At 35.0% G+C, this 25,876-nt stretch carries 21 protein-coding genes; 3 read left to right on the top strand and 18 right to left on the bottom strand.

Translation table 11 applies throughout. The features are described 5' to 3' along the window. The first annotated feature begins 173 nt into the window (after positions 1-173). Positions 174-872, top strand: a complete 699-nt coding sequence (locus DRW42_RS21480; protein ID WP_113950891.1) for a ComF family protein — start codon at positions 174-176, stop codon at positions 870-872. A 57-nt stretch (positions 873-929) separates the two neighbouring features. After that, positions 930-2,303, top strand: coding sequence for a hypothetical protein (locus DRW42_RS21475; protein WP_113950890.1), 1,374 nt, complete (start codon positions 930-932; stop codon positions 2,301-2,303). 491 nt (positions 2,304-2,794) lie between these two features. On the opposite strand, the gene glmS is transcribed toward DRW42_RS21475, so the two are convergent. The 3 genes from glmS to DRW42_RS21460 form a co-directional block, all read right to left on the bottom strand. After that, positions 2,795-4,633 (bottom strand): glutamine--fructose-6-phosphate transaminase (isomerizing), encoded by a 1,839-nt coding sequence (gene glmS / locus DRW42_RS21470; protein ID WP_113950889.1) that lies wholly within the window; start codon positions 4,631-4,633, stop codon positions 2,795-2,797. A gap of 154 nt (positions 4,634-4,787) precedes the next feature. Beyond that, positions 4,788-6,059, bottom strand: coding sequence for a serine hydroxymethyltransferase (gene glyA, locus DRW42_RS21465; protein ID WP_113950888.1), 1,272 nt, complete (start codon positions 6,057-6,059; stop codon positions 4,788-4,790). Between the two features lie 62 nt (positions 6,060-6,121). Further along, positions 6,122-6,865 (bottom strand): segregation and condensation protein A, encoded by a 744-nt coding sequence (locus DRW42_RS21460; protein ID WP_113950887.1) that lies wholly within the window; start codon positions 6,863-6,865, stop codon positions 6,122-6,124. A gap of 212 nt (positions 6,866-7,077) precedes the next feature. Between DRW42_RS21460 and dxs the strand changes: the two genes are divergently transcribed. Next, entirely contained in the window at positions 7,078-9,006 is a 1,929-nt protein-coding gene (gene dxs / locus DRW42_RS21455; RefSeq protein ID WP_113950896.1) for a 1-deoxy-D-xylulose-5-phosphate synthase, read from the top strand. A 343-nt stretch (positions 9,007-9,349) separates the two neighbouring features. On the opposite strand, the gene DRW42_RS21450 is transcribed toward dxs, so the two are convergent. From DRW42_RS21450 to DRW42_RS29400, 15 genes are all read right to left on the bottom strand, one after another. Beyond that, positions 9,350-10,975, bottom strand: a complete 1,626-nt coding sequence (locus DRW42_RS21450) for a gliding motility protein RemB (protein ID WP_113950886.1) — start codon at positions 10,973-10,975, stop codon at positions 9,350-9,352. 3 nt (positions 10,976-10,978) lie between these two features. Further along, positions 10,979-12,919, bottom strand: a complete 1,941-nt coding sequence (locus DRW42_RS21445) for a polysaccharide biosynthesis protein (protein WP_113950885.1) — start codon at positions 12,917-12,919, stop codon at positions 10,979-10,981. Positions 12,920-12,964: 45 nt separating this feature from the next. Beyond that, complete coding sequence (locus DRW42_RS21440; RefSeq protein ID WP_113950884.1) at positions 12,965-13,513, bottom strand: PglD-related sugar-binding protein; 549 nt, start codon at positions 13,511-13,513, stop codon at positions 12,965-12,967. Beyond that, positions 13,506-14,483, bottom strand: a complete 978-nt coding sequence (locus DRW42_RS21435) for an MraY family glycosyltransferase (RefSeq protein ID WP_113950883.1) — start codon at positions 14,481-14,483, stop codon at positions 13,506-13,508. The genes DRW42_RS21440 and DRW42_RS21435 overlap by 8 nt, the downstream gene beginning before the upstream one ends. Before the next feature lie 170 nt (positions 14,484-14,653). Further along, on the bottom strand, positions 14,654-15,556 hold the full coding sequence (locus tag DRW42_RS21430) for an NAD-dependent epimerase/dehydratase family protein (RefSeq protein WP_113950882.1): 903 nt from the start codon (positions 15,554-15,556) through the stop codon (positions 14,654-14,656). Beyond that, a complete protein-coding gene (locus DRW42_RS21425; RefSeq protein WP_158544378.1) occupies positions 15,553-16,344 on the bottom strand; it encodes a glycosyltransferase in 792 nt (263 codons plus the stop codon). Before DRW42_RS21425 ends, DRW42_RS21430 begins: the two co-directional genes overlap by 4 nt. Before the next feature lie 22 nt (positions 16,345-16,366). Continuing rightward, a complete protein-coding gene (locus DRW42_RS21420) occupies positions 16,367-17,305 on the bottom strand; it encodes an NAD-dependent epimerase/dehydratase family protein (protein WP_113950880.1) in 939 nt (312 codons plus the stop codon). Then, positions 17,289-18,782 carry a GMC oxidoreductase gene (locus tag DRW42_RS21415; RefSeq protein WP_113950879.1) on the bottom strand — a complete coding sequence of 498 codons (1,494 nt, stop codon included), beginning with the start codon at positions 18,780-18,782 and terminating at the stop codon, positions 17,289-17,291. Before DRW42_RS21415 ends, DRW42_RS21420 begins: the two co-directional genes overlap by 17 nt. Then, positions 18,772-19,746: a glycosyltransferase family protein gene (locus DRW42_RS21410; RefSeq protein WP_113950878.1), complete on the bottom strand. Its 975-nt coding sequence runs from the start codon at positions 19,744-19,746 to the stop codon at positions 18,772-18,774. Before DRW42_RS21410 ends, DRW42_RS21415 begins: the two co-directional genes overlap by 11 nt. Before the next feature lies 1 nt (position 19,747). Beyond that, positions 19,748-20,710, bottom strand: coding sequence for a glycosyltransferase (locus DRW42_RS21405; protein ID WP_113950877.1), 963 nt, complete (start codon positions 20,708-20,710; stop codon positions 19,748-19,750). Further along, on the bottom strand, positions 20,700-21,629 hold the full coding sequence (locus tag DRW42_RS21400; RefSeq protein ID WP_158544377.1) for an EpsG family protein: 930 nt from the start codon (positions 21,627-21,629) through the stop codon (positions 20,700-20,702). The genes DRW42_RS21405 and DRW42_RS21400 overlap by 11 nt, the downstream gene beginning before the upstream one ends. 10 nt (positions 21,630-21,639) lie before the next feature. After that, positions 21,640-22,698: a glycosyltransferase gene (locus DRW42_RS21395; protein ID WP_113950875.1), complete on the bottom strand. Its 1,059-nt coding sequence runs from the start codon at positions 22,696-22,698 to the stop codon at positions 21,640-21,642. A gap of 166 nt (positions 22,699-22,864) precedes the next feature. Beyond that, positions 22,865-24,133 carry an O-antigen translocase gene (locus DRW42_RS21390; RefSeq protein ID WP_113950874.1) on the bottom strand — a complete coding sequence of 423 codons (1,269 nt, stop codon included), beginning with the start codon at positions 24,131-24,133 and terminating at the stop codon, positions 22,865-22,867. A gap of 9 nt (positions 24,134-24,142) precedes the next feature. Beyond that, entirely contained in the window at positions 24,143-25,243 is a 1,101-nt protein-coding gene (locus DRW42_RS21385; RefSeq protein WP_113950873.1) for a DegT/DnrJ/EryC1/StrS family aminotransferase, read from the bottom strand. Between the two features lie 16 nt (positions 25,244-25,259). Continuing rightward, complete coding sequence (locus DRW42_RS29400; RefSeq protein ID WP_113950872.1) at positions 25,260-25,874, bottom strand: acyltransferase; 615 nt, start codon at positions 25,872-25,874, stop codon at positions 25,260-25,262. Positions 25,875-25,876: the final 2 nt, after the last annotated feature.

Raw genomic sequence — 25,876 nt, 5'->3', positions numbered from 1 at the left:
GTGAGGAACGAGCCAAGGCTTTGAAGCGGATAGCAGGAACATACTTATATAGTAGCACACAACCTAATTTACTGAAAAAAAGAAAAACAACAGTTTATACTTCCGAAGTTCTCCACCCGCGCTATACCTAATCAAACTTCGGAAGTGTGCGAAATATTTTATAAATTAGTGATATGCTACAGGTTAAACAATGGTGTAATGATTTAATCGGTTTGTTATTTCCAAACCTCTGCAATGCCTGCGGCATAGCATTATACCATAGCGAACATTTAATCTGCACGAAATGCCGCTACGATCTGCCCTTTACCGATTACCACCAGCACGCAGAAAACAGGGTTGCCAAACAATTGTGGGGCAGGGTACCGCTAAATGCAGCTATGGCGATGTTGTATTTCAGAAAGGCGGCAAAAGTTCAAAACCTGATTCATAACCTAAAATATAGCGGGAGAACAGATGTTGGTGTATTATTGGGAAACATGCTTGGAGAAAGATTAAAGACCAGCACGATTTACCAGGATGTTGATTTAATTATTCCTGTTCCTTTACACCATAAAAAATATAAGCAAAGGGGTTACAACCAGTGCACTTTTATTGCTGAGGGTATAGCGGATGAAATGGACATAGAATTTAGCGAAGAGATTTTAATCCGCAATACGGCTACCGAAAGCCAAACCAAAAAGAACAGGTACAACCGCTACGAAAACATGCAACATGTTTTTAATATCAATAACCCTCCATATATTATATGTAAACACATTTTATTGGTTGATGATGTAATTACAACAGGTGCAACTTTGGAAGCCTGTGCAAATGAACTCTTGAAAAATGGAGCATCTAAAGTGAGCATTGCTGCATTGGCCTTTGCCGAATAATCATAGCATAGTATTACGCCTATTGCAACTACTCTAACATTTGCCTAAGTTTGATTTATGCGTTCGAATATTGCCCTGGTCCTATTGATGATATTGCTTGCTTCGGCCTGCCGGAAAGGGGAGCGCATAACCACTGATCCGAATGCGAAGCTGACCATTGCAAATGAAAGTGTTTTATTCGATGTCATTTTTACTTCACTGGGTTCTACAACCAAACGCTTAAAAATTGAAAACAGGAATAATAGTGCGATAAAGGTTTCAGAGATCAGGCTGGCAGGAGGGAGTGCCTCAGCTTTTAGCATCAATATTAATGGAGAAAATACATTTAATAAAAATGATCTTGTTATAAACGGACAGGATTCGGTTAATCTTTTTATTAAAGTTACCATTAACCCTACCGCAGAGAACCTTCCCTTTTTGGTTCAGGACTCAATTATATTAAATACGAATGGCAACAGACAGGTTGTGCAGCTTACAGCTTACGGCCAGAATGCGGTATTTGTTAACGCATCTACAATTAACAGCAATACGGTTTGGACAAAATCTCTTCCCTACGTTATCAGTGGTTCGCTAACGGTTACGAATGGCTCTTCATTAACCATCCAACCAGGCACAAAAGTTTTTTTCCATAAAGATGCCAACTTAAATATTGAAGGCAGCCTGTTGGTTAATGGGACTGTTGCCGAACCAGTATTATTTTGCAGCGATAGGTTAGAAAAATTATACAATGACGAGCCGGGGCAGTGGAAAGGCATTTTTCTAAAAAGAACAGGCAATGGGGTTATCAAAAATGCTGTCATTAAAAATGCTTCTGTGGGTATCACATCCGATTCGTTATCGCTAAACGCCAACCCAAAATTAATTTTGAATGGTAGCATTATCAAAAACATGCAGGTGGCTGCCTATATTGGTTACCACTCGGAACTATTGGCCTTTAATAACCTGATGTACAATTGCGGCAATTACCTGATTTATGCTGTTGGTGGAGGGAATTACAACCTTAAACAGAATACGTTTGCAGGCTATAATTTAAATTTCCCACGCAAAACGGCATCGCTTAGCTTTTCAGATTATCTATCGGCAAATGCCTACAATAAACTTCAGATCGATTTAACAAATAATATTATTTGGGGAAGTTTAACAAATGAACTGGATATCCAAAAGAAAACCAGCGCAATGGTACAGCTTAATTTATGGAGCAATTTAATCAGAACAACTAATAATACTTATAATACCAACAGTAATATTTTAAATATTGATCCATATTTTATTAATCAGGATATGGAAAATTTTGAGGTGTCGGCGGGTAGTCCTGCCAGAAAAAAAGGTGCCGATTTAATTAATGATCCCTATTTTACCGATTACCTCAATAAAGACATAAAAGGTAATGCAAGAATTTCTCCCTCAACCTTAGGAAGTTACGAGAAATAATCACTTTTTTTCATTTTCCGAAAACAAATCGCCGGGAAATCTCGTTTATATATATGAGAGCGTTAATTTAGATGGTAAGGGTCGATATTTCTTCTAAAGAATATCGGCCCTTTACTTTTGATCAGGATTTTAAGATTGCAGGATAGCCGCTCAATTCTTTCAGGTTAGTTTTGACTATTCCCGTATTCCCAGCAGTATTATTTTTTGAAAGTGAGCATTGGTGACAGTGGCAGCCTTCAGTCCCACTTTTCTCACACGCGATCGTCATGCTGAATTTATTTCAGCATCCATCTTGCAAAATAGACCCTGAAATGAATTCAGGGTGACGGACGTGAATTTAAATATCTATAATATACATCTTCTAGAGGCGTAATCAATTCAATGCCAATATAATTTACTTTTCCCTGAATTTAAGAAAGATCGTTACATTTTGTAACCAAAAAAGCAGCTACAAATTAATGTAACTGCTTTATCTATTTGTTTTGTTGTAATTATTCTACGGTTACTGATTTAGCCAGGTTTCGTGGCTGATCTACGTTACAGCCTCTCATTACTGCAATATGATACGATAATAACTGAAGTGGAATGGTAGCTAGTAATGGCAAAAATGCTTCCTTTGCATCAGGAATTTCGATACAGTAATCGGCCATTTTCTTTACTTCCGTATCGCCTTGCGTAACAATGGCAATCACTTTACCTTTCCTTGCTTTTACTTCCTGAATATTGCTGATTACTTTTTCGTAAGATGAGTTTTGAGTAGCGATAAAAACTACCGGCATTTCTTCATCAATTAAAGCAATAGGACCATGTTTCATTTCGGCTGCAGGATAACCTTCTGCATGAATGTAGGAAATTTCTTTCAGTTTTAAGGCACCTTCTAACGCTACAGGGAAACCACTGCCTCTACCTAAGAACAAACAGTTGGTAGAATCTTTAATTTTTTCTGCAACTTCCTTAACCAGATCGTTCGATTCTAAAGCAACCTGGATTTTTTCAGGAATATGATCAAGTTCAGTTAAAAGTTCAATCAATTTTGAGGTGGTAATGGTTCCTTTTTGCTGTGCCATATAAAAGGCCATCAAAGTTAAAACGGTTACCTGAGCGGTAAATGCCTTTGTAGAAGCTACTCCGATTTCTGGTCCGGCATGGGTATAAACACCAGCGTGAGTTAAACGCGGGATAGATGCACCAGCCACATTACAGATCCCGAAAATTGTTGCGCCACGCTCTTTGGCCATTTCAATAGCGGCCATGGTATCGGCAGTTTCTCCGGATTGTGAAATGGCTATTACCACATCTTTCTCAGTAATGATCGGGTTACGGTACCTGAATTCAGAAGCATATTCAACTTCAACAGGGATACGGGCATACTCTTCGATCAGGTATTCACCAACCAAACCTGCATGCCACGATGTTCCGCAGGCCACTATAATGATCCGATCGATATTTTTTAACTTCTCTGCAAATTCTTTAATTCCGCCCAGTTGTACCTTGCCTTCTTCGGGATAAATACGTCCACGCATACAATCTTTAATCGAACGGGGTTGCTCGTAAATTTCTTTCAGCATGAAGTGATCGAAACCACCTTTTTCCAACATTTCGAGTTTTAACTCCAATTCCTGAATAAGTGGGGTCTGAACAACGTTATCCAAATGTTTAATCAAAAGGTCTTCTCTAGTAATCAAAGCGATTTCGCCGTCCTTCAAATAAATTACATTTTTTGTGTATTCTATAATAGGCGTAGCATCAGAAGCAATAAAATATTCGCCCTGTCCAACACCAATTACCATCGGACTGCCTTTTCTGGCAGCAATCAGGCGATCAGGGTTATCCTTGTCCATGATTACAATGGCATATGCTCCATTCACCTCATGTAAAGCCAAACGGACAGCTTCCAAAAGGTCGATCTTTTCAATTTTCTGAATTTCTTCGATAAGATGGATTAGTACTTCTGTATCCGTGTCACTTTTAAATTCATGACCACGGCTGATGAGTTCTTCTTTTAGTGTAGCATAATTTTCGATGATTCCATTATGGATAATGGAAAGTTTATCATTATTTGAAGTATGGGGGTGAGAATTGCGATCAGAAGGAACGCCGTGGGTTGCCCAACGGGTATGGCCCATGCCAATGCTGCCAGATTTATCCTGAGTTTCAGCAAATTCTTCTAAAACAGCAACTTTTCCAGCTTTTTTATAAATATGGTCACCACCATTATTCATCAGTGCAATTCCGGCACTATCGTAACCACGGTATTCTAATCTTTTAAGACCTTTTAATACGATTGGCCAAGCTTCTCTATAGCCGATGTAGCCTACAATTCCACACATAAATTTTTATTACACATTAATTTGCCAAATATATAAAACAAACGTTTGTTTTATAGCATCAGTGCTAAAAAACTTGTTAAATCAAAAAAGCAGTTACAAATTAATGTAACTGCTTTTCAATATTTTATTTTTAAAATTAACTTAGAAACGTTTCTTATTTGTATAGTGGAAATGCGCTTACCAGTTTAATTACTTCAGCTTTAACCGTATTCAGGTTTGCTTCATCTTCCGGATTGGTTAAAACCCTGTCGATTAATTCAACAATTTGCTCCATTTCTGCCTCTTTTAAACCGCGGGTGGTAATCGCTGCTGTACCCACACGGATACCAGAAGTTACAAATGGCGATTTATCATCAAACGGAACCATGTTTTTGTTCACGGTGATTTCTGCTTTCTCTAAAGCATTTTCGGCTACTTTACCGGTAATGTTTTTATTGCGAAGATCGATCAACATTAAATGGTTATCGGTACCGCCTGAAATAATACCATAACCTTTAGCCACAAATGCTTTTGCCATTGCCTGCGCGTTGGCTGCAACCTGCTTAATGTATGTCCCGTACTCATCGCTTAAAGCTTCGCCGAAAGCGATTGCTTTTGCTGCGATAATGTGTTCTAAAGGTCCACCTTGTGTACCTGGGAAAACCGCCATGTCAAGCAAATTGCTCATCAAACGGATTTCTCCTTTTGGTGTTTTTAATCCCCATGGGTTTTCGAAATCCTGTCCCATCATAATCAAACCGCCACGTGGACCGCGTAAAGTTTTATGGGTCGTAGTGGTTACAATGTGGCAATATGGAAGCGGGTTAGCCAATAAACCTTTGGCAATTAAGCCTGCCGGGTGAGAAATATCTGCTAAAACCAAAGCGCCGATTTTATCTGCTACCGAACGGATAAATGCGTAATCCCACTCGCGAGAATAAGCAGATGCACCGCAGATAATCAGTTTAGGTTTTTCAGCTAAAGCAACTTCTTCCAGTTTTTTATAATCAATCAGTCCGGTTTCTTTTTCAACACCATAAAATAATGGCTGATACAATTTACCCGAAAAGTTAACCGGCGAACCATGGGTTAAGTGACCACCATGAGAAAGATCGAAACCTAATATTTTATCGCCTGGCTGCAAAACGGCAAGCATTACAGCTGCATTGGCCTGTGCACCAGAGTGCGGCTGAACATTTACCCACGCAGCACCGAATAATTCTTTTGCCCTATCAATAGCAATCTGCTCTACCACATCTACTACCTGGCAACCGCCATAGTAACGTTTTCCAGGTAAGCCTTCAGCATATTTATTGGTTAGTACCGATCCGGCAGCTTCCATTACCTGCTTGCTTACAAAGTTTTCTGATGCAATAAGCTCTAAACCATGCTCCTGGCGGTTTAATTCTTTATCGATAAGGTCAAAAATTTGGTTGTCGCGTGTCATTGTATATTTAGGTTTGTATTTTTTTGGCAAAAGTAAGGATTTCAAATTTAATTCAGGCCGGTTTAGGATAATGCTTTCACATTAAAGTTGTTAAAGCCGCTTCCAATGGTTATCTCCACAATCTGCTGTTGCAACATTTCTAAAATAGCCAGGAAATTATAAACGAAATGTACTTTATTTTCAGAGTTTTTAAGCACTAAGGCAAAATCAATCTGTTTATTGATATCGAGCAGATTGGCAATAAAGTGTTTTTGCTGTTCGATGGTGTAAGGATACTGAACCACCGTATGTTTAACCTCTTCGCTACGCAGCTCATATTTCTGCATCGTGCGGTGATACACGGTTAAAAGTTTGTACAGATCTAACGACAGCAGTTCGTCCTGATGGGAAGAAGATGCGGCAGCTTGTGTCAAATCGAATGCAATATTGCCCCGTTGATCCTGCTTTAATCGCTCCTCTTCAAAAATCTTCATTTCTTCGGCTGCAGATTTAAATTGTTTGTAAGCGATAAGCCTTGCAATAAGGTCTTGTTCGGCATTGATTTCATTTCCGGCTTCATCAACCTCAATCCTTGGCAGGAGCATTTTAGACTTAATACGCATTAAAGTTGCAGCAACCAGAATAAATTCGCTAGCCACTTCTACATTTAAAGCAAGTAACTGGTGGATATAGGCCAAAAAATCGTTTGTAATTTTTGCAATCTCTACATCCTGGATATTCAGTTCGTCGCGCTCGATAAAGAACAGCAACAAATCGAAGGGACCTTCGAATACCGGAAGCTTTATTTCAAAATTCTCTGCCTGCATGTGAAGGAACAAACATAACGAAAAATTTCAGGTCTTAACAATCTGGCCTCTAACACCAATCAAAATATATCTTTAACACATTTCGCCAAATGCTTACCGCTAACCCACTAATCACTAACCGCTTAACCATCAATAATAAACAATCATTTTTCTCTTCTATATTAAAACAAAATTACCTTACTTTGTATCTTGTTTTTTACCATAAATTTCGAATGCAAGTAAAAGCTGGCCCTCTGCTATCAAAAATCAACTATCCCGCTGATTTAAAGAAATATAGCGAAACTGACTTAGAACAAATAAGCCAGGAATTACGACAATATATTATTGATGTAGTAAGCGTAAACGGTGGTCATTTTGGTGCCAGTTTAGGTGTTGTTGAATTAACAGTTGCCCTGCACTACGCACTAAACACCCCTTATGATAAATTGGTATGGGATGTAGGCCATCAGGCCTATGGTCATAAAATTTTAACCGGCCGCCGGGATTTGTTCCACACTAACCGCGTGTATGGTGGAATTAGCGGTTTCCCGAAAATTTCGGAAAGTGAATACGATACCTTTGGCGTAGGCCACTCATCTACCTCTATTTCTGCAGCGCTGGGCATGGCAGTTGCTTCGCAGTTAAAAGGCGAAACAGGCAGGCAGCATGTTGCGGTTATTGGCGATGGCGCCATGACTGCAGGTTTAGCTTTTGAAGGCTTAAACCATGCCGGGATTGAAAACAGCAATGTGCTCGTAATCCTGAATGATAACTGTATGTCAATCGATCCGAATGTGGGTGCGCTTAAAGAATATTTAACCAGCATTACCATTTCGAAATCGTACAACCGTTTTCGTGATGATATTTCTCAGGTACTTACCGGACTTTCTAAATTAGGCCCGAATGCACATAAGTACGTTAAGAAAATTGAAAAAAGCATCAAAGGAACCTTACTTAAACAAAGTAATTTATTTGAAGCTTTAAACTTCAGGTACTTCGGTCCTGTTGATGGACATGATGTAAAACGTTTGGCTCAGGTGATAAAAGATTTATCGGCCATTCCGGGCCCTAAACTTTTGCATTGCATTACCGTAAAAGGCAAAGGTTTTGCACTGGCAGAAAAAGACCAAACCAAGTGGCATGCCCCTGGTTTATTTGATAAGATTACAGGCGAAATTAAAAAAAGTGTGCCGGATAAACCACAGCCACCAAAATATCAGGATGTTTTCGGACATACGATGGTAGAACTGGCTGAGGCTAATGATAAAATTGTAGGGATTACCCCTGCAATGCCATCAGGTTCGTCATTAAATATTATGATGAAAGCAATGCCAAAACGTGCATTTGATGTAGGCATTGCCGAACAGCATGCGGTAACTTTTTCAGCCGGATTAGCAGCACAGGGCCTGGTTCCTTTCTGCAACATCTATTCGAGCTTTATGCAAAGGGCTTACGATCAGGTAATCCATGATGTAGCCATCCAGAAACTGAATGTGGTTTTCTGCTTGGATAGGGCAGGCCTAGCTGGTGCTGATGGTGCAACACACCATGGGGCTTACGATATCGCTTATATGCGCTGCATTCCTAATTTAGTAGTCTCTTCTCCAATGAATGAAGAGGAACTGCGTAACCTGATGTTTACCGCTCAGCAAGAAAATGTTGGCCCATTTGTAATCCGCTACCCACGCGGCAATGGCGTAATGCCGGATTGGAAAAGACCATTTAAAGCATTGGAAATTGGCAAAGGCCGAAAAATATGCGATGGCGAAGACGTAGCCCTATTAACCATTGGCCATGTAGGTAATTTTGCCGTTGAAGCGCGTGCTGAACTGAACAGCGAAGGTTTTTATCCTGCACACTACGATTTACGTTTCGTGAAGCCTTTAGATGAAGCTTTACTACACGAAGTATTTACTAAATATAAACATGTGATTACAGTAGAAGATGGTTCGTTACTAGGTGGTGTAGGCTCCGCAGTATTGGAGTTTATGGCCGATCATGGTTATCGCGCCAATGTAATCCGTTTAGGTATACCAGATCAGTTTATCGAACACGGCGAACAGGCAGAACTTTGGGCAGAATGTGGTTATGACAAAAATGCCATTGTTGAAACTGTCAGGAAAATTGCGGTAAAAAGGACAACCAACACGATGGCAGGTTAAATTTTGCCCTAATTTTATTTTTAGATTACTATAAAGTTAATTTTTTATTTGTTTTTTCTTAAAATACCTAAAATAAGTATTGATATATGTCATAACTACCGATAGACAGCTAGAATCGATTTTATTGTTTCAATAATCTACTTAGATTGTGAAACATTATCGAAATTGGTATGTTTAATGGTATTATATTTGCTATAATACCATTAAACCTTAATAAAATAGTAATGACAACGTTCAAAAAATCAATCCTATTTACCAAAACCGTTCTTAATTTTTTTGGATATTTATTTAATCAATCTTTAAACAGAGATAAATTAAGCAAGAAGTCTGGCTAAGGCTTCTCTTAAAAATCGTGATAGATATTTCTAAACGAGCTTCTTAGCCCAATTGTTATCAAACCTGTTTTGTTGATACCCAATTCGTTACTTTCTCTTCTGTAAGTACCTGCTAATTCTAGTCTTAAATTATATTTAGGGTTTAACAGATAAGCAACCTGGCCTTTTACATAGTATAAATCCGTTCCTATGCCCTGCCCGATATGGCTACCATATTGTACAGATCTAGTTTCATAACTCTTAAAAATATCACCACCATAATTCATTCCTACCGGGTCTAAACCATATCTAGAATATAAAGCTTCGCCTTGTAGATCGAACCTTTTATAGCTATAATTTAAGATCCCCAAAAACTCCCTGAAGTTTGCACCACGAGGATGAGCTAAAGACTGGTTATAGTTTCCGTAATTAGATATACGATCGAAGTGGGCATAGGTGTATGGTCTAGCTGTATTAAATTCAGCCAGATAATTTAAACCCTGTACTTTAAACAGATCAGATCCCCGTACACCAAACTGAACAGCAAACTTATTGGCCCAATAACCATTGCCTGCAAAAAATTCTTTTGCCGTAAACTCATCAAACATGAATTGGCCATACACAGCTGTTTTTTTCAATAGTTCATACTTTAGGTTAATACCTAAACGCATTTTATCAGGAGAAGTAGTATTTGCACTTTCAACAGGGCGCAAAAATATAAAAGGATGGACATAGTTAAAATCAAAGCCACGTTTGCCTTCTGGTTCAGCATCAGCCCATGTTACTGCTTGAAAAAAGCCTACTGAAAATCTTTTAGTTGCATTCCAATCGACATAGTGAGCTGCCATCCATTTACCACGATCCCCTAATCTTCTATCGTCTGCTAATTTGGGAGCCCCTGGATCTAACATATAAGCAAATATAGTTTGGTATTGTACACTGCCCAAAGTTGCTCTAATCCTAAAGAAAGAGTAATTGGAAGACACGTCTGAAAGTAGCATTGAACGATAGCCATCTCCAATAAAATTTTTATCATAGCCCAAAGCAAAATTCAAATACTTATTAGGTGTATATGACAAAAGTGCTGTTACATATGACCAATCTTTAGAATCACCTCCTAATTTTGCAGAATTACTACCCAATTGCCCAGGAACAACCTGATTTGTTACAATAAAGTTGTTTACATAATCAACAAACTTTCCCTGGTTTTCGAATCCGTTTAAATAGAATGAAAACTGTTTTCCGACATTACCGCCAACCTGGAAACCCCGCGTATTTAACCACGTAGACCTGTTGCCGCTAAAATCTTTACCAATCTGGAAATCGGGTAAGAAATCTGCATAAATATTATAGTCATCATCTTTAAATTCCAAAAGGTGCTCCTGAAACAATTTACGATGAACCCAACTTCTTTTATTTAAGCTATCGGTACCGGCATTCATCAACGAATCGTACTGCTTTTGCAAAGCGCTATAATCACCATAAAAACCTTTAATAGCAGAATGAAATTTCGATTGTTGATCGTAAACTGCCGGATTTAACTTCTGATAAAACTGATAATCGTATGGAATAATACGGTTTGGTGTAGGATTTTGAGCATCAGCAGTTAAAGCAAAAATGGCCATAAAGGCCATTAATAATATTCTTTTAATCATATTTTAATCATTTATAACTTTATCAAGTTCTTCAAATATCGAATTTTTACTTTTAAATTCAGGAACCAGTCTCTTCATATTCATTACCACCTGTCGATCGTTATCTGACTTGGCAGATGAAATTAACTCATAAATCTGTTTCTCAACCTCAGCAAATACATACTCCCTTACCTTACCAATCATAATTTTTTCGTGATGTGTAGGCATGGTATTTTCATTATCATTGAGTAATTCTTCGTACAATTTCTCTCCAGGGCGTAAACCTGAATATTCAATCTTAACATCAACATTGGGTTCCAGGCCTGCTAACCGGATCATTTTTTTTGCCAATTCTACAATTTTAACCGATTTACCCATGTCGAAAACAAAGATTTCGCCACCTTTTCCCATACAACCAGCTTCTAGAACCAAACGACAGGCTTCGGGGATTGTCATAAAATAACGCGTAATTTCTGGGTGGGTTACAGTAACAGGACCTCCTTTTTCAATCTGTTGCTTAAACCTTGGAATTACCGAGCCATTAGAACCTAAAACGTTCCCAAAACGAGTAGTAATAAATTTGGTGATTGGCTTTACCTCAAGATCATTAATATATTGTAATCCATTGCTAAAAATGAAACCATCTATACTTAATGAATTGTTGAGTGACTGTACATAAATCTCTGCAATCCTTTTGGAGGCCCCCATGATATTTGTAGGATTTACTGCCTTATCAGTAGAAATCATTACAAATTTCTGAACACCATATTTTACAGCTTTATCTGCAATGGTTTTAGTCCCTAATACATTAGCTTTAATGGCTTCTGCAGGGTTATCCTCCATTAATGGTACGTGTTTATAAGCTGCAGCATGATAAACATAATGGGGTTTATAAGTCTCGAATAACTTATCCATACGCTGTTCATCTCGAACATCGCCAATAAATGCGTGAAAATTTTTATTACTATTGGTTTCTTCCAATTCTAAATATAATTCATGTAAAGCAGTCTCAGATTGATCACAAAGGATAATCAAACCCACATTAAATTTAGAAAGTTGACGGACAATCTCACTACCAATTGATCCTGCAGCACCGGTAATCAGGATGCGTTTTTTATCAAGCATCTCACCAATTCCCTCAATATCAATCTTAATTGATTTTCTATTTAATAAATCCTCAATATTTAGCTTTTGGATCTGTGTAGACTTTAGTTGTCCATTTGTCCAAACATCAGGAGGAGGAATATTTAAAACTTTAATATCGTTTTCCAGACATAGATCAACAATTTGATCTTTTTTATCATCAGGAATGGTATAAGAAGCAAAAATAATTTCGTCTAACTCGTGTTCACCAATCAGATAAGCAAGGTTTGCTGCATCAAGAATCTTAACACCATCTATGGTTTTACCGATTTTACGTGGATCATCATCAACAAAAGCAACGATATTTTTATTGACGCTACCATCATGGTCAAAGGTCCGCTTAGTTGCCAAACCTGCTTCGCCTGCACCGTAAATTATAACTTTCTTTTTATCAAGATTAAGATTCTTCACATAAATAAAAAAGTATTTGATCAGAACACGGTAAGTCATTAATAACAAAAAGCTGGTTAAACCATTTGTAATTAATATGGCAAAAGAAATTAACGGATATTGAAAAAAGGTGATTGCAATCAGATTAAGCACAAAAAATGTACCGTTACCAATTATAACGGCTACTAAAATTCGAAATGAATCTTGCGCGCTGGTATAACGTACTATACCTGTAAACGTCCTGATATGAAAAAAAACAGCAATATTTATGGTACCAATAATTAATAGATTACGGGCCAATTCAGGTAATTCAATCGCTGTTAAATCTAAATTATGCTTAAGGAAGTAAGCAAATATTAAGGAACAGGTGCAGATGGTCAGATCCAATAGAAAAATGACCCAGCGCGGAACAATATTAATTTGTGTAAACAAAATACAATAGGCTAAATTTTAGTAAAGATAAACATTATAACAAGATTAATACAAGTTTACTGCAACAACTTCATCTGTTTCAAACGCTGTGGCAATATTTGTAAGCCTGGCAACTACATTACAGGCTCCAATACTCACACCAGCTCCAATTTCAGCTCCACCTCCAATATATGAATTTGGATATATGCTGCAGAAATCACCGATAACAACATCATGATCTATAGTCACATTTGCGTTAACAATTACATGTTTACCAATTATAGCCCCAGATTGAATTACAGCGCCTGCAAGAATAACAGTTCCTTCGCCTATTATTACGTCATCTGCAATTGTGGCCATAGGATGGATCACAGTTCTGAAATCATGAACAATATATTTCGATATATTTCTCCTTATCTCATTGTTGCCAATCCCAATAATTACTTTTGCCTGTTTCTCGATATTTTCGTGATAGGGAAAAACAGGAAATTCGTTAATGGATACAACATCCTTGTTATCATCAAAATAAGCAATCAATCTGTGATTACTTAATTTAATCGCATCTGCAATTACCCTAGCATGGCCTCCGCCACCATAGATTATCCAATCAGTCATTATTTTTCAATTTTAGCAGTCTATTACTTCCTTCCATTTGAAAACGAATGATCAGGAATAAAATTCCTGACACTAAGATCAAAAATAATGCCGATACGAGGTTGCTACCTATAAAAATAACGATAAGTGAATTTATAATCAATTGGATTAGGATGTAAATGGTTACCACAACTAAATGTGGCCATTTTTTCTCATTGGAAAGAAATTGATAAAAATGGCTTCTGTGTGCTTCGAAAATATTCTCTTTTCTGATTACGCGGAATATAATCGTAGTTACAGCGTCCAGTCCATAAAACATTAATAATAAGATATAATTGAAGTTATTTGTTTTAAGGATCAACTGTCCAATCAAAAACACAATGATAAATGCAATACTTACACTACCTACATCACCAGCAAAACATTTGGCTTTTCTACGGAAATTGAAAAAATTGAAAACGAGTAACGAAAGTCCAATTACAATCAACAAATCGGATGAAGTAAATAGGATAATCTTTTCGTTGATATAATATAATGTTGTTATTGCCAGTAGGCTGTAACCGCCTGTAATTCCGTTTATACCGTCCATAAAGTTGTAGGCATTAATTGTTCCAATCACAAAAATCAACGCGATGGGAATCCAATACCAGTTTAAACTAAAAAGCTGCCATTGGTAAAACATCAATAGAACAGATAAAAGATGGATACTGAGCCTGACCTTATTGTTCAAAGTAAAAATATCATCCAAAAAACTGATCAGTGTGATTAAGAATAAACCCAAAATGAAATATGGGTATTGAAATTTAAAAATGAAAAAGAAAATTAATCCCGCTAATGTAAAGACAATTCCTCCTCCACGAATAGTTACCATAGTATGGGAACTTCTGTGATTGGGTTTATCAATGATATTGAAACGATCAGCAATTCTGAAATAAACTAATTCAATAATAAAAAGGCCGATTAAAGTAATTAGGGCAAAAATTGCTGTCATAAATCTTTATTTTGGCGAAGATAAGAAATTAGTAGTAACAAAGAAAAGCAGACCTGGAATAGAGTCTGCTTTTTTATCAAATGAACTATAGTAACTTACAAAAGTTTTTATCTATTACATCAAACTTGTTTAATCTTATTTAATTTAAATGAAAAATATTTTGCGATATGTTATATTTCTAAGTGTTTTAATACTTTTTCGGGATCCCAGTTTAATAAATCCCTTGCATTGTTATCATTAAAGGTAAGATCGCTAATGATTTTATTTAATTTATTGCTATTTATAGGCATATTATTACCGAACAAATCACCTACAAGAGCCATCATTTGTGCTATCCATAAAGGAATACTTAATGGATTGGATTTATTTAGAAGCGTGGCTACTGAAAATGAGAGTTCTTTAAATGAAGGATGACAACCATCCGTTAGATTATAGGTTCCTCCGATTTTTGCTACAACAGGCAATAATTTTACCACATCAGAAACTAAAACCATGCTTTTTTTAGCCTTTCCTCCTGCCACATTAAAATAATAGCCACCTTTAATACCTTTAACCATTGTACCCAAATTTCCTGGGGCACCATGCCCTACCAAAAGCGGTAAACGCAATATTGTAAGAAGGACATTATTCTGACTGCACCAATTGATTATCATTTTTTCTGCAGCCACTTTACTTTTACCATATGGGTCTTTTGCGATAAGAGGAAAATCTTCATCAATATTAATTCCCGTATCAAGTCCATACACAGCTACACTGCTAATAAAAATAAAAAATTTGAGCTTGGTCTCTAACGAAGCCAGTGAATCTAAAAAAAGTTTAGTTCCATCAACATTAACCTTATAGAACTCATCTTTATCCGCCTCTGTTTTAGGAACAGAATGTGCCTTTCCAGCGGAATGAATTATTAAATCGTAAGATCCGGTTATATTCAATACAGTATTAGCTGAAAAATCAAAGTCAATATCATTTGATTCATTTCTTCCAATAGTTGTAACTTGATAATTTTGATCAACAAGATGGGCAAGAATATTTTTACCTAGGAATCCAGTCGAGCCAGTTAGTAATGTCTTCATCTTAAAAAGGCTTTGTAAATAAATTCAAGTAAAGTTTTCGGAATAATCCTAAAAGGCGCTTTCATTGCAATCGATATCATATATTGAACAGGGGTAATGAACCCGTGTGATTTGCTTGCCCTTAAAAAAGCTATTTCTTTTTTCATATAATCAACACCGTGTCTTCGACCTACCATATCGTTACCGATACGAAAATGAAGCAAAGGGATATTTAGATTAACTATCTTAAATTTCTCATTGAGAAGGCGTATCCAAAGATAATAGTCTTCGAATAATGGCATATCCAAGTATGAACCAACTTTTATAACAGCTGCTTTTCTAAAGATAACAGTGGGATGATTTAGGGGGTTTCTAAACTTTGCAAAGTTTAAAACTTCATTATAATCCATTGGTAATTTACGATGTCTGTTGAGATCACCAGGAATTTTATTAAATTCAATTGCAAGTGCTCCAAGAACAGAAACATCTAAATTTTTATCCATGAATTCCACCTGTTGCTCAAATCTGTTTGGAAATGCTATATCATCGGAGTCCATTCTGCCAACCAGATCATAGCTACAATAGGTTAAACCTATATTTAGTGCTCTTCCCAGGCCGACATTTTCTTTCAAATCTATTATCTTTATAATGTTGTGATCGGCAACGTACTTTTCAAGTAATAGTTCAACATCAGTCGGAATAGGACCATCTTTCATGATTATAATTTCTGATGGCAAATAAGTCTGTTCTAAAATACTTCGTAAAGAAATATCCAGATTTTCTTTTGTCTCTTTAAAATAAACAGACATTAGGACACTATACTTACTCATCTTACTGAAAATCAACAGATTGAATCAATCGCGCCGTATTCTCGCTATAATATTCATTTACAACAGTAGATGACGCTTTTGCACCCCCAATTAATCTACTGTAGATTAAGGAGTTAAAATATTTTGAGTTGACTAAAAGATAAATAAAAAAGTCGCTCGAGAGAACCTTTAATATAAGATCTTTCTTCCAACTGTTTGCAAACCTATTGGTATTACTGTGATTAATATCTCCTTTAAAACCATATTGCATAAACATTTCCTTCCATAGTACAATCTCTGTTGCTTCTACAAGATTACTTGTTGTGGAACTGTAGGTATCTTGATTGACATAGCTGGATACAATTTCGCAAAAATCACTAATTTTCAGAAACATAGAATGATTAGTTCCGGCTTTTGGTAAAAAGAGTTTTTGGGCATTGGCTAATTTTTCAAAATAGTTAGTCCAAGAAGATCCCTCGCCAATTATGTTAGGTAATCTCCAAATATTTACATTTTGACCATTAAGTTTATGAATGAGAAGTTTCTCTAGGTTTAACTTAATCTTACCATAAAGCGATACGGGCTTAGTGTCTGAAAAATTGGGAGATAATACTAATTGATCAAATCCGTCATATACTGATATCGAGCTTAAATGAACAACGGATGAAACTTTTATTGTTTTACACGCGAGTTCTATAAAATCGATTAATTTCTTATTATTAAAGACGTTTGATGAATCATAAGCTGCATTTATGATAACCGTTTTTGTTTCATTCCCGATTCCGCTGGCAAGCTCATTTAACGATTCCTGATTATAAGTATAATGATCATTTCCAGGCAAGCTATTCCGTTTAAATTTAAACAAGTTAAATTGATGATTTAAGCTGTCGAAATGTTGCGACAGATTTCTTCCAATAAAGCCATTAGCCCCAAGTAAAATTATGTTAGTTCTCTTTTCCATTTAAGTAATTTGATAATCTAATTGCCAAAGAGATAATTGTAAAACCAGAATTAACATTTCCAGAGGTTGTAAAAACAGATCCATCGGCTATAAATAGGTTTTGCGTATTAAACACCTGCAAATTCTTATCAACAACGCCATTTGCTTCGCTAGCAGCCATCCTAGCTGTACCAACATGATGTGCTGCTGAAGTAAAAGTTTTATCCCAATCTACGTCTTCAGGGTTAACCGTAAATTTAATTTCATCTTTTGAAAAACAATTATTGAATACAAACTGAATATATCTAATTATATTTTCTTTATCATAATCATTTAGCTGCCAGTTAACCTCAGCCTTTCGATAACCATACCTATCTAAATCTGGAGATAATTTAACTTGACTTTGTTCATATGGCGTTTGCTCGGTTAAAAGAAATAAATCGGCCAACTGTAGTTTAACTTTAAGCGATAATTTATACGTCAATATTTGACGGGCTAAATTTAAATTACTTAAAATGTTTATTATGTCCCTAAAACTAACCTTATTGTTCCGAACGGCCAAAAGTGATAATTTCACAAGTTCTGTTTTAGCGTCTAGGCCTTCCTTAAATGAAGGTCTAATAAAAAAATTATGGTTTGGGAACTTGTGTCTTTCCTGAATCATTTCATCAAGTACCATACCAACCTTGATTTTGTTATTAGGGCTATGAAGTGTATCGGTAAATACTGGTGCTACCGTAGGTACTTTAAATTTAATCTGTAAAAAGTTTCCCATAGGGTGGTCCATTAAGTACCTTCCTATATTCTTATTTGAATAAAAACCGCATGTTGTAGAATTAAGCAATAACCTTGGTGTTTCCAATGCTCCAGCTGCAACAATTATCTCATTACCTTCTATTTCTATAAATTCCTTTTTTTTCTCGCAATAACACTTTACGCACCTTATCTTGTTAGGTTGGTCTTCAAAAGGAATTAACTCGAGCGCTACAGTATCCGTATAAACGGTAACATTATCAGCCAGCTTATTTAAGAGCGTTTTGGTTCTCAGTGGTGGCGTAGGCTGTTGAAAATATTTAAATTTAAATCCTTCTGAAATATGAATCTTCTCCAGGTCTGATTGAAATTCTTTGTTAGAGACTGAATCGATAAATAATTTTGAATTATTAACTTTTAGAAACTCTGCCGCTTTATCATAGTATGGATCTAAGTCCTCCTTTTTAATAGGCCATCCACTACCTGGAATCCACGATCTTTCTTTAAAATCAATTTCATCAAGAGGTGATAAAACACCATGCCATAGATTTGATGTTCCTCCTTTTTCTATAGATCTGGTTAATGGCCACCTGAAATCCAATCCTGTACTATGATGATTAACCCGGTCGGAATTTCCGTTTTCAGATCCAGCTTCTATTACGGCTATTTTCTTATCACTTGAAAGATGGGATGCTAACACACCTCCACCAAGACCGCTTCCTACAATTACATAATCAAATTTCATCTTTCAATTTACTTAGTATTTTTTTTATGTTTTCTTGATAATTTCTTGGCACAAAACTACCTGTTGGAAATTCTGTAATATCCATATTCAAATATGATAATGCTTCATCGAATGTACTATACAATAAAACACCACTTTCATTTTCGAAGTCTAGATAATTTTTTTCTTTTGGATATACAGATGGAACCCCAGAAATCAATGCCTCAAAAAGTGATAATGGTAAATTCTCAGCTTTGCTGCAACTCATGTGATAATCGTAGGTAGAATAATCAATTTCCTTAGCAAATCCTTTCAAGTTTACCTGCCTACTCCTCAACTCATCTTCTATTGATTTATCGGCAGTTGCCCCAAAAACATCAAAACTGAATCTTTCGCCATATTTATTAATTTCTAACCAATCCAAAAATTTGATTAAGTTACTATATTTACGATTGTCCAAATTACCAACCAAAACAATTTTTTTGATCCCAGCCAAATCTTGATTGTTGAGACTTTTTCTTTTATAAATTTTGCTAATTGGATTCAGCAGTGTTAATTTATTCCTACAAAACCGCCCCAATAATTTTTCGTAATAGGGATTTACAAAGATCGTTAACTTTGTTGATAACATGCCCAATAAATAAAGAGGAAATAAATATAATCCCTTTAAAAAATAAATTGGACTGGTAAACATAAGTTTAGGCCAGTTTCCATGATAAAATGAAATGGTTTGATGACCTAAAAAGAATATACTTATAAAACTAAAATGATCATCAAAAAAAACTAAATCATATTTATTCTTTTTTATTTTAAAAAGCGTTCTATAAAAAGAATACAATGATTGATCTGGTTCGGAAGTATCATTCTTTAATGAGTGTACTCTTACATTATTTGTTTTGCCAAGCTCTTCCAAATAATTATAAGATACTTTCGTTCCACCTGTGTATTTAGCAGAATGAACTTTGGTAATCCATAATATATCCATTCTACGAAAAAAGATTTAAATATTTATCTACCACTGAGCCTGGAAGATCTTTGGTGATTGTTTCGGCCAATGATCCATCGATTGCAAAAGGTGAAGTAAGCGCACTATTAATAACGCCGCTCACCTCTTCTATATCGAAAACATTATTCACGGGAAATAGCAGCTGCTTGGGTAAAAACTCTTGATGACCTCCGTATGTCGGCAAAATACACTTTAAATTCAAATACTTTGCTTCTAGCGCAGTTACGCCAAATGGTTCGCCTTCGCATAAAGAAATAAAAGCACTTGATGCTTTCATAATTTTGTATTTCTCAACTACATCAATATAACCATGAAAAATATTGTCTTCATGCGGAAATTTCGATTTTAATTGGTCCAACATAGGCCCATTTCCTATAATATTGAATTTTATTGCCCTACCAGGGAAACTTTTTCTAAGCATTTCTACACCGGATAAAATTATATCAATATTTTTAGATGCTACTAAACGGCCTAAATAAACTAATGTATCTGGTATCTGTTTAACATCAGGGTTCAGAAAACCTTCTGGCAGTGGGTTTTGAATAACTTTGCTTACTCTTATTCCCAAATGATTTTCGCACACATACCTAGTCAAAAAGGAAACAGCCACTGATTTCTTATTTAAGATTGCAAATAAATAATGTAAAAACAATTTTATTCTATAACCAAAATAACTTTCAGTACGATAAAATGGATAGCCGTGAATAATAAAAACGGAGTATTTAGCAAATAGCCCAAATACACCAAAGGATAGGTTGGTTATAAATAATTGTTTTTGAGAGGTAAACCTACTTTTTAAAGCTAGTTTAAAGGCAAGCCATAAAGAATTAACGTCTTCCGTTTCAATTGATTTACTTTCAAAACCGATATTTAAAGATCTGCAAACTTCTTTAACACCACCGTTCCCTTTTGGAAACAAAATAAAAACTTTATCAAATATCATAATGAAATATTACACGCATAATTGAGAAAAAAGACTCCGCGAGGAGTAAAATAAAAAAAACTACCAATACAGATAAATTATAAGTCTTTAACCGGGGTAATATATTTGGGTATAATAACTCAACGAATCTTCCTGAAAAAGGAGTCAAAATAGCAAGTACAGTGTATAATGCTGTTAAGATGCCTAAAAAAACTTTGCTATACCCCAACTTATCTACAACAAATAATATAGCTAAAGAGATAACTATTATTCTTAAAACAATAATTGCATTTTGAGATGAACTATCAAATTGGAGCAAATCGTTTGTATAATTATCATAAGACAATGTACTAAGCATAAGTAATAAAATTTTGTCTTTATAAAAAAAAGAAATAGCCCCAATAGGCAACATGATCTGAAAAAAATATTTTTTAACAAACTTAATCTTCGCAATTAAATAGATAGCAAGAAATAGGAAAACGAGCGAATGAATTAATCCAGCGAAAAATATAGTGCCATATTTATACTTCTTATCTTTATATGTTAAAGCTGCTGCTGAAAATAATACTGCTGTACCATACCTAACATGTGCGAAAGAATACCATGGTAGAACATAGCCAAAAAGGAACAAGAGTAATAAAAAATAAAGTAATTTACTTTGCTTAAAATCTGAATTGCTTGAAAATCTTTTTAAATAGAGATATACTGAATAACCGAATATCGCACTTATTAATATCCAGTAAATATCAAAATCAAGTCCAATACTACTTATGAATAAACTTAACCAATTCCAAATACCATAACCTGAGGCTACATCATTAGGAAACTGCTCTTGGGTACTGATAAAATCATAACCAAGATCGTACATGGAGGGGGATAATCTATACGCTGTGATTAACCAGAAAAAAATGCTGATAAAGAAAATTATATACTTTTTCAAAATCCGATCTTTAGCTTGTCCAGGTTTTTATATATTGCTGAGCAATATCCACCTCGTTATGGTACTGTTCAACAAACAGCCGTGATTTATATCCCTGATCAACTATATCTTTCTTTTGATCTAGAATCCGTTCAAGTTCTTGGTAAATTTGGTTAACATCAGGCCTAATATTTATAATGGGGCATTTATCAAAAGGAATATTTAGTTCTGATAATGCTTCGGGTTCTGCACCTGACATGACAATTTTTCCTTGAGCCATGGAGTAAAGTGTATTCATAGCATAAGAATAGCTCTTACATTGATCTAAAACCACATTTGTTTCTGATAGAATTGTTAAATAATCCTTTTGACTCATACTACCAGCTATTGTTATTCTAACATCATTCGGATATTTATCCGCTAATTTTTCCATCGCCGCTCTTATTACTTCTGTACCTTTAAAATTAGGCCTATTTAATCCATGAAAGAAATGTATTTTTTTTTTAACTATATTATCCCTATACTGATGTTCACTAGCTGCTAAAGGTAGCGGGATTGTATTCTTTTTTTTTTTATGATTTCTATAGCCTATTGCATATTCTAATAATACAGGAATTATCCCATCAACATTCTCGACTACTGTATTATGTAGGTCTAAATATGTCTTATTAATATTCGGTATCTGAGCCACATCCAAATTATTCAAAGCTGAGTAAGGATGATAATTAAATCTATAAAGATTATCCAGAAAGACTGGGTCATCTCCACACACCGACAAAAAATTCTTTGGGCTAAATGAAAGAATCTCTTTATAAAGCCATTTATTAGCCCTAAAAACAGTTAGGGGGTTGGAATTAACAAACTGTGTAACATCAAAACCTTTAAAGTCATTTATTTTAGTAAAAGGTTTTAAAATTCTGTTAAATTTTCCAAATACGCCTTTTGATGAATTCCCTAAGGAAATATCATATTTCAATCTTTTGAAACCATCACCACTCGATGCGATTTTAACTTGGTGACCTAGTTTTTCTAAACCTAACTTCAAGTTATAATGAAAGCCACTATATTCTCCAAACAATAAAATTTTCATACTTAAATAAACATAACATCTTAACTATTAATACAATTGAAAAGATTATAGACCAAGCCAAACATCATTTTTATGGATATTATTAATAATATACGTTGCAACGATTAAGTGCCATAATTAAAGTAAACGTTCGAAATACTTTTAGACATTTAAATATCATAAATAATTATATATTTATTTTAGCTTTAATATTAAATAATAGTTTTCGAAAAATTAATAGCATAACTACTAAATACAATAGATAAGTTAAAGCAAAAGCATAAGTACTTCCAATCAGGCCGTACTTATTTATTAAAATAAATCCAAAAATAACATATAAAGCACTAAATATTATCTCAGTTACAATATAAGGCTTAATCATTCCTCGGGCTAGCATTAAATAGGCTAAAATCCAAGAAGCTAATTTTAAGAAATCTCCCATAAGCTGCCAAACAAAGAGATTTTCAATAGTGAGAAAATCTGGTGTGTACAGAACATGGATTATCAGAATTCTACAAAAATATATTAAAATACATCCTAGGAAGACAAAAGGCATAATGATTTTATAACCTCCAAGTATTTCTTGCCTAATTTCTGCATCATCATTTAATGCCGAAAGCTTAGGCAAATAATATGTACTAAGAGATGTTGTAACAACCATAAGATATCCGTCAGATATACGCATCATTGCTTGCCAATATCCAGCATCATTTAGTCCTAAAGTACTAATTATAATGTTTCTAATAAATATTTGAGAAACAGGAACGGTGAGTGCAGTAATGATTGCCATTAAACTATAACGACTTAGTTTAATAGACATAGCTTTATCCCATTTATTTGAAAAGTAATCTTTCGAGAACCATTTTCTCTTAAAAACCAAGAAGATTGTAAAGAAAAATACAACAGATTGAGAAAGGCCAAGTGCATATAATGCTCCTACTATTTTAAAGAAATAAACTAACACTCCTGTAAAAAGTAAAGCAAATAAGCTACCAAGACTATTTACAGTTGTGTAAGTTTTAATTTCCCCCATTCCATTTAGAATTGCCAGTAGTAAAGAATTGAGAGAATAAAATATTATTCCGATAGCTAAGACACGTACGGGATTTACATAAATTTTATCGGAAAAAATAACATTAGAGATTTGAGATGCTGAAAGCAGTACTATTAAACCAGTTATTATTGAAGCTCCAATGGATATTAACAATGAGGTACTAAAAAGGTTCTTTAACTCTGTATCCTTTGTTTTGTATTCTGCAGTGTATTTTATTACTCCAGAATTAATGGCACCATTAGCGAAGGTTAAGATGATTGTAATAAAATTAGAGAAAGATCCTACTAACGCTACACCTACAGGCCCAGTAAGCACTGCGACTATTTTACTTGCAATAAACCCCGAGGAAATCCTTACAAAGGTAACGATACCTGAAAAAACAACTGTTCTAACTAATTTCAAGAGGACAGATTAATATGCATTAATAATTTCAATTACTTTACTGATCTCTTCATTTTTCATTACTGGACTAATCGGTAAACTTAGTACTTCACGATGTATAGTTTCTGAAATGGGATGCTTTTCATCTACCAATTCAGCATACGCAGGTTGCTTATGTGGTGGAATAGGGTAATGAATAACCGTCTGGATATCATGTTTAAGCAAGTAATCTTGTAAAGTTTTGCGATCTGCAGTTCTGATAACAAATAGATGCCAAACGTGAGTGCTTTGATCTTTAACCTGAGGCAAGATTAATTTGTTATTATTGATTTCATTTAAATAGCGATTTGCAACTTTCCTTCTAAACTCGGTTTCTATATCTAAATGGCCAAGTTTTACCGATAATAAGGCAGCTTGCAGCTCATCTAACCTACTATTAATTCCTTTATATAAATTTTGGTATTTAACATGTGAGCCATAATTTAACAAAGCTCTTAATGCAACAGCTAATTCGTCATCATTGGTCGTAATTGCGCCAGCATCACCTATCGCACCTAAATTTTTACCTGGATAAAAACTAAATCCAGCTGCATCACCAAAATTTCCTGCACGCCTACCGCTATTATCAGCAGCGCCGTGAGCCTGAGCACAATCTTCTATAACCTTTATATTATTTTTTTTTGCAATAATGAGGATTTTTTCCATATCACATAATTGTCCATAAAGGTGAACCGGAAGAATTGCTACTGTTCGATCTGTAATCTTCTTTTCTATGAGTTCCGGATCGATATCATATGTATCAATATCAGGTTCAACCAAAACAGGAACCAAGTTATTTGCTGAAATAGCCAAAATACTTGCAATGTAAGTATTTGAAGGAACTAAAATTTCATCTCCATCTTTAAATATTCCCAATTCTTTGTACGCCCTGATAATTAAAATGAGAGCATCTAGACCATTCGCGACCCCAATAGCATGTTTGGTGCCGCAATACTCTGCAAATTCTTTTTCAAATAAATTCAACTTATCACCCATAATATACCAACCAGAATCAATGACCTCTTCAAAGGCGTTCATTAATTCCATTTTATGTGCAGCATTTATTTGTTTTAGATCTAAAAACTTGATCATTTCTATAAAATTAAATTTAAATACTTCTTTTTACTTTAGCGGGGTTTCCTGCCGCAATCACATTAGAAGGAATATCATTTACAACTACAGATCCAGCCGCAATGATACTATTATCACCAATATTTACTCCTTTTAAAATTGTTGACCCCCAACCAATCCAGACATTATTTCCTATTAGAACCTCTTCTTTATTTACAACGGTATGATCAATTTTATATCCCATAGATTCCATCAACCTTATTGATGGGTTAACCGGGTGAAAATCCGTATCAGAAATCAATGTACATGAGGCTATCTGACAATTTTTGCCTATTTTTACTCTCTTATATGCTGTTATTGAAACCCCATTTAACATGGAGTTATCTCCTATTTCAATTGTGCCTTGGAGACCACATACCAAAGTACAGTTGTAAGTAAGTGCAGTATTAGAATTGACAGAATCTGAGTTGAGAACAACTTTCTTTCCAATAATAATTTTACTTTTGCCAGGCAGCTTAAAAACAGGTAGTTTTCCAAGAATTCTTATTGCTCCATCGGTAATTAATTTATCTTTAAATCTAAGTTTTAGAATTTTCGATTTAAATTTCTGATTAAATGTTATTTTACGCTGATTTATAAGGGGCTGATCCATTT

Source organism: Pedobacter miscanthi (assembly GCF_003315595.1).
GTDB classification, from domain to species: domain Bacteria; phylum Bacteroidota; class Bacteroidia; order Sphingobacteriales; family Sphingobacteriaceae; genus Pedobacter; species Pedobacter miscanthi.
Note: the sequence above shows the minus strand (reverse complement) of the source record. Positions and strands in the feature narration are given on the sequence as shown.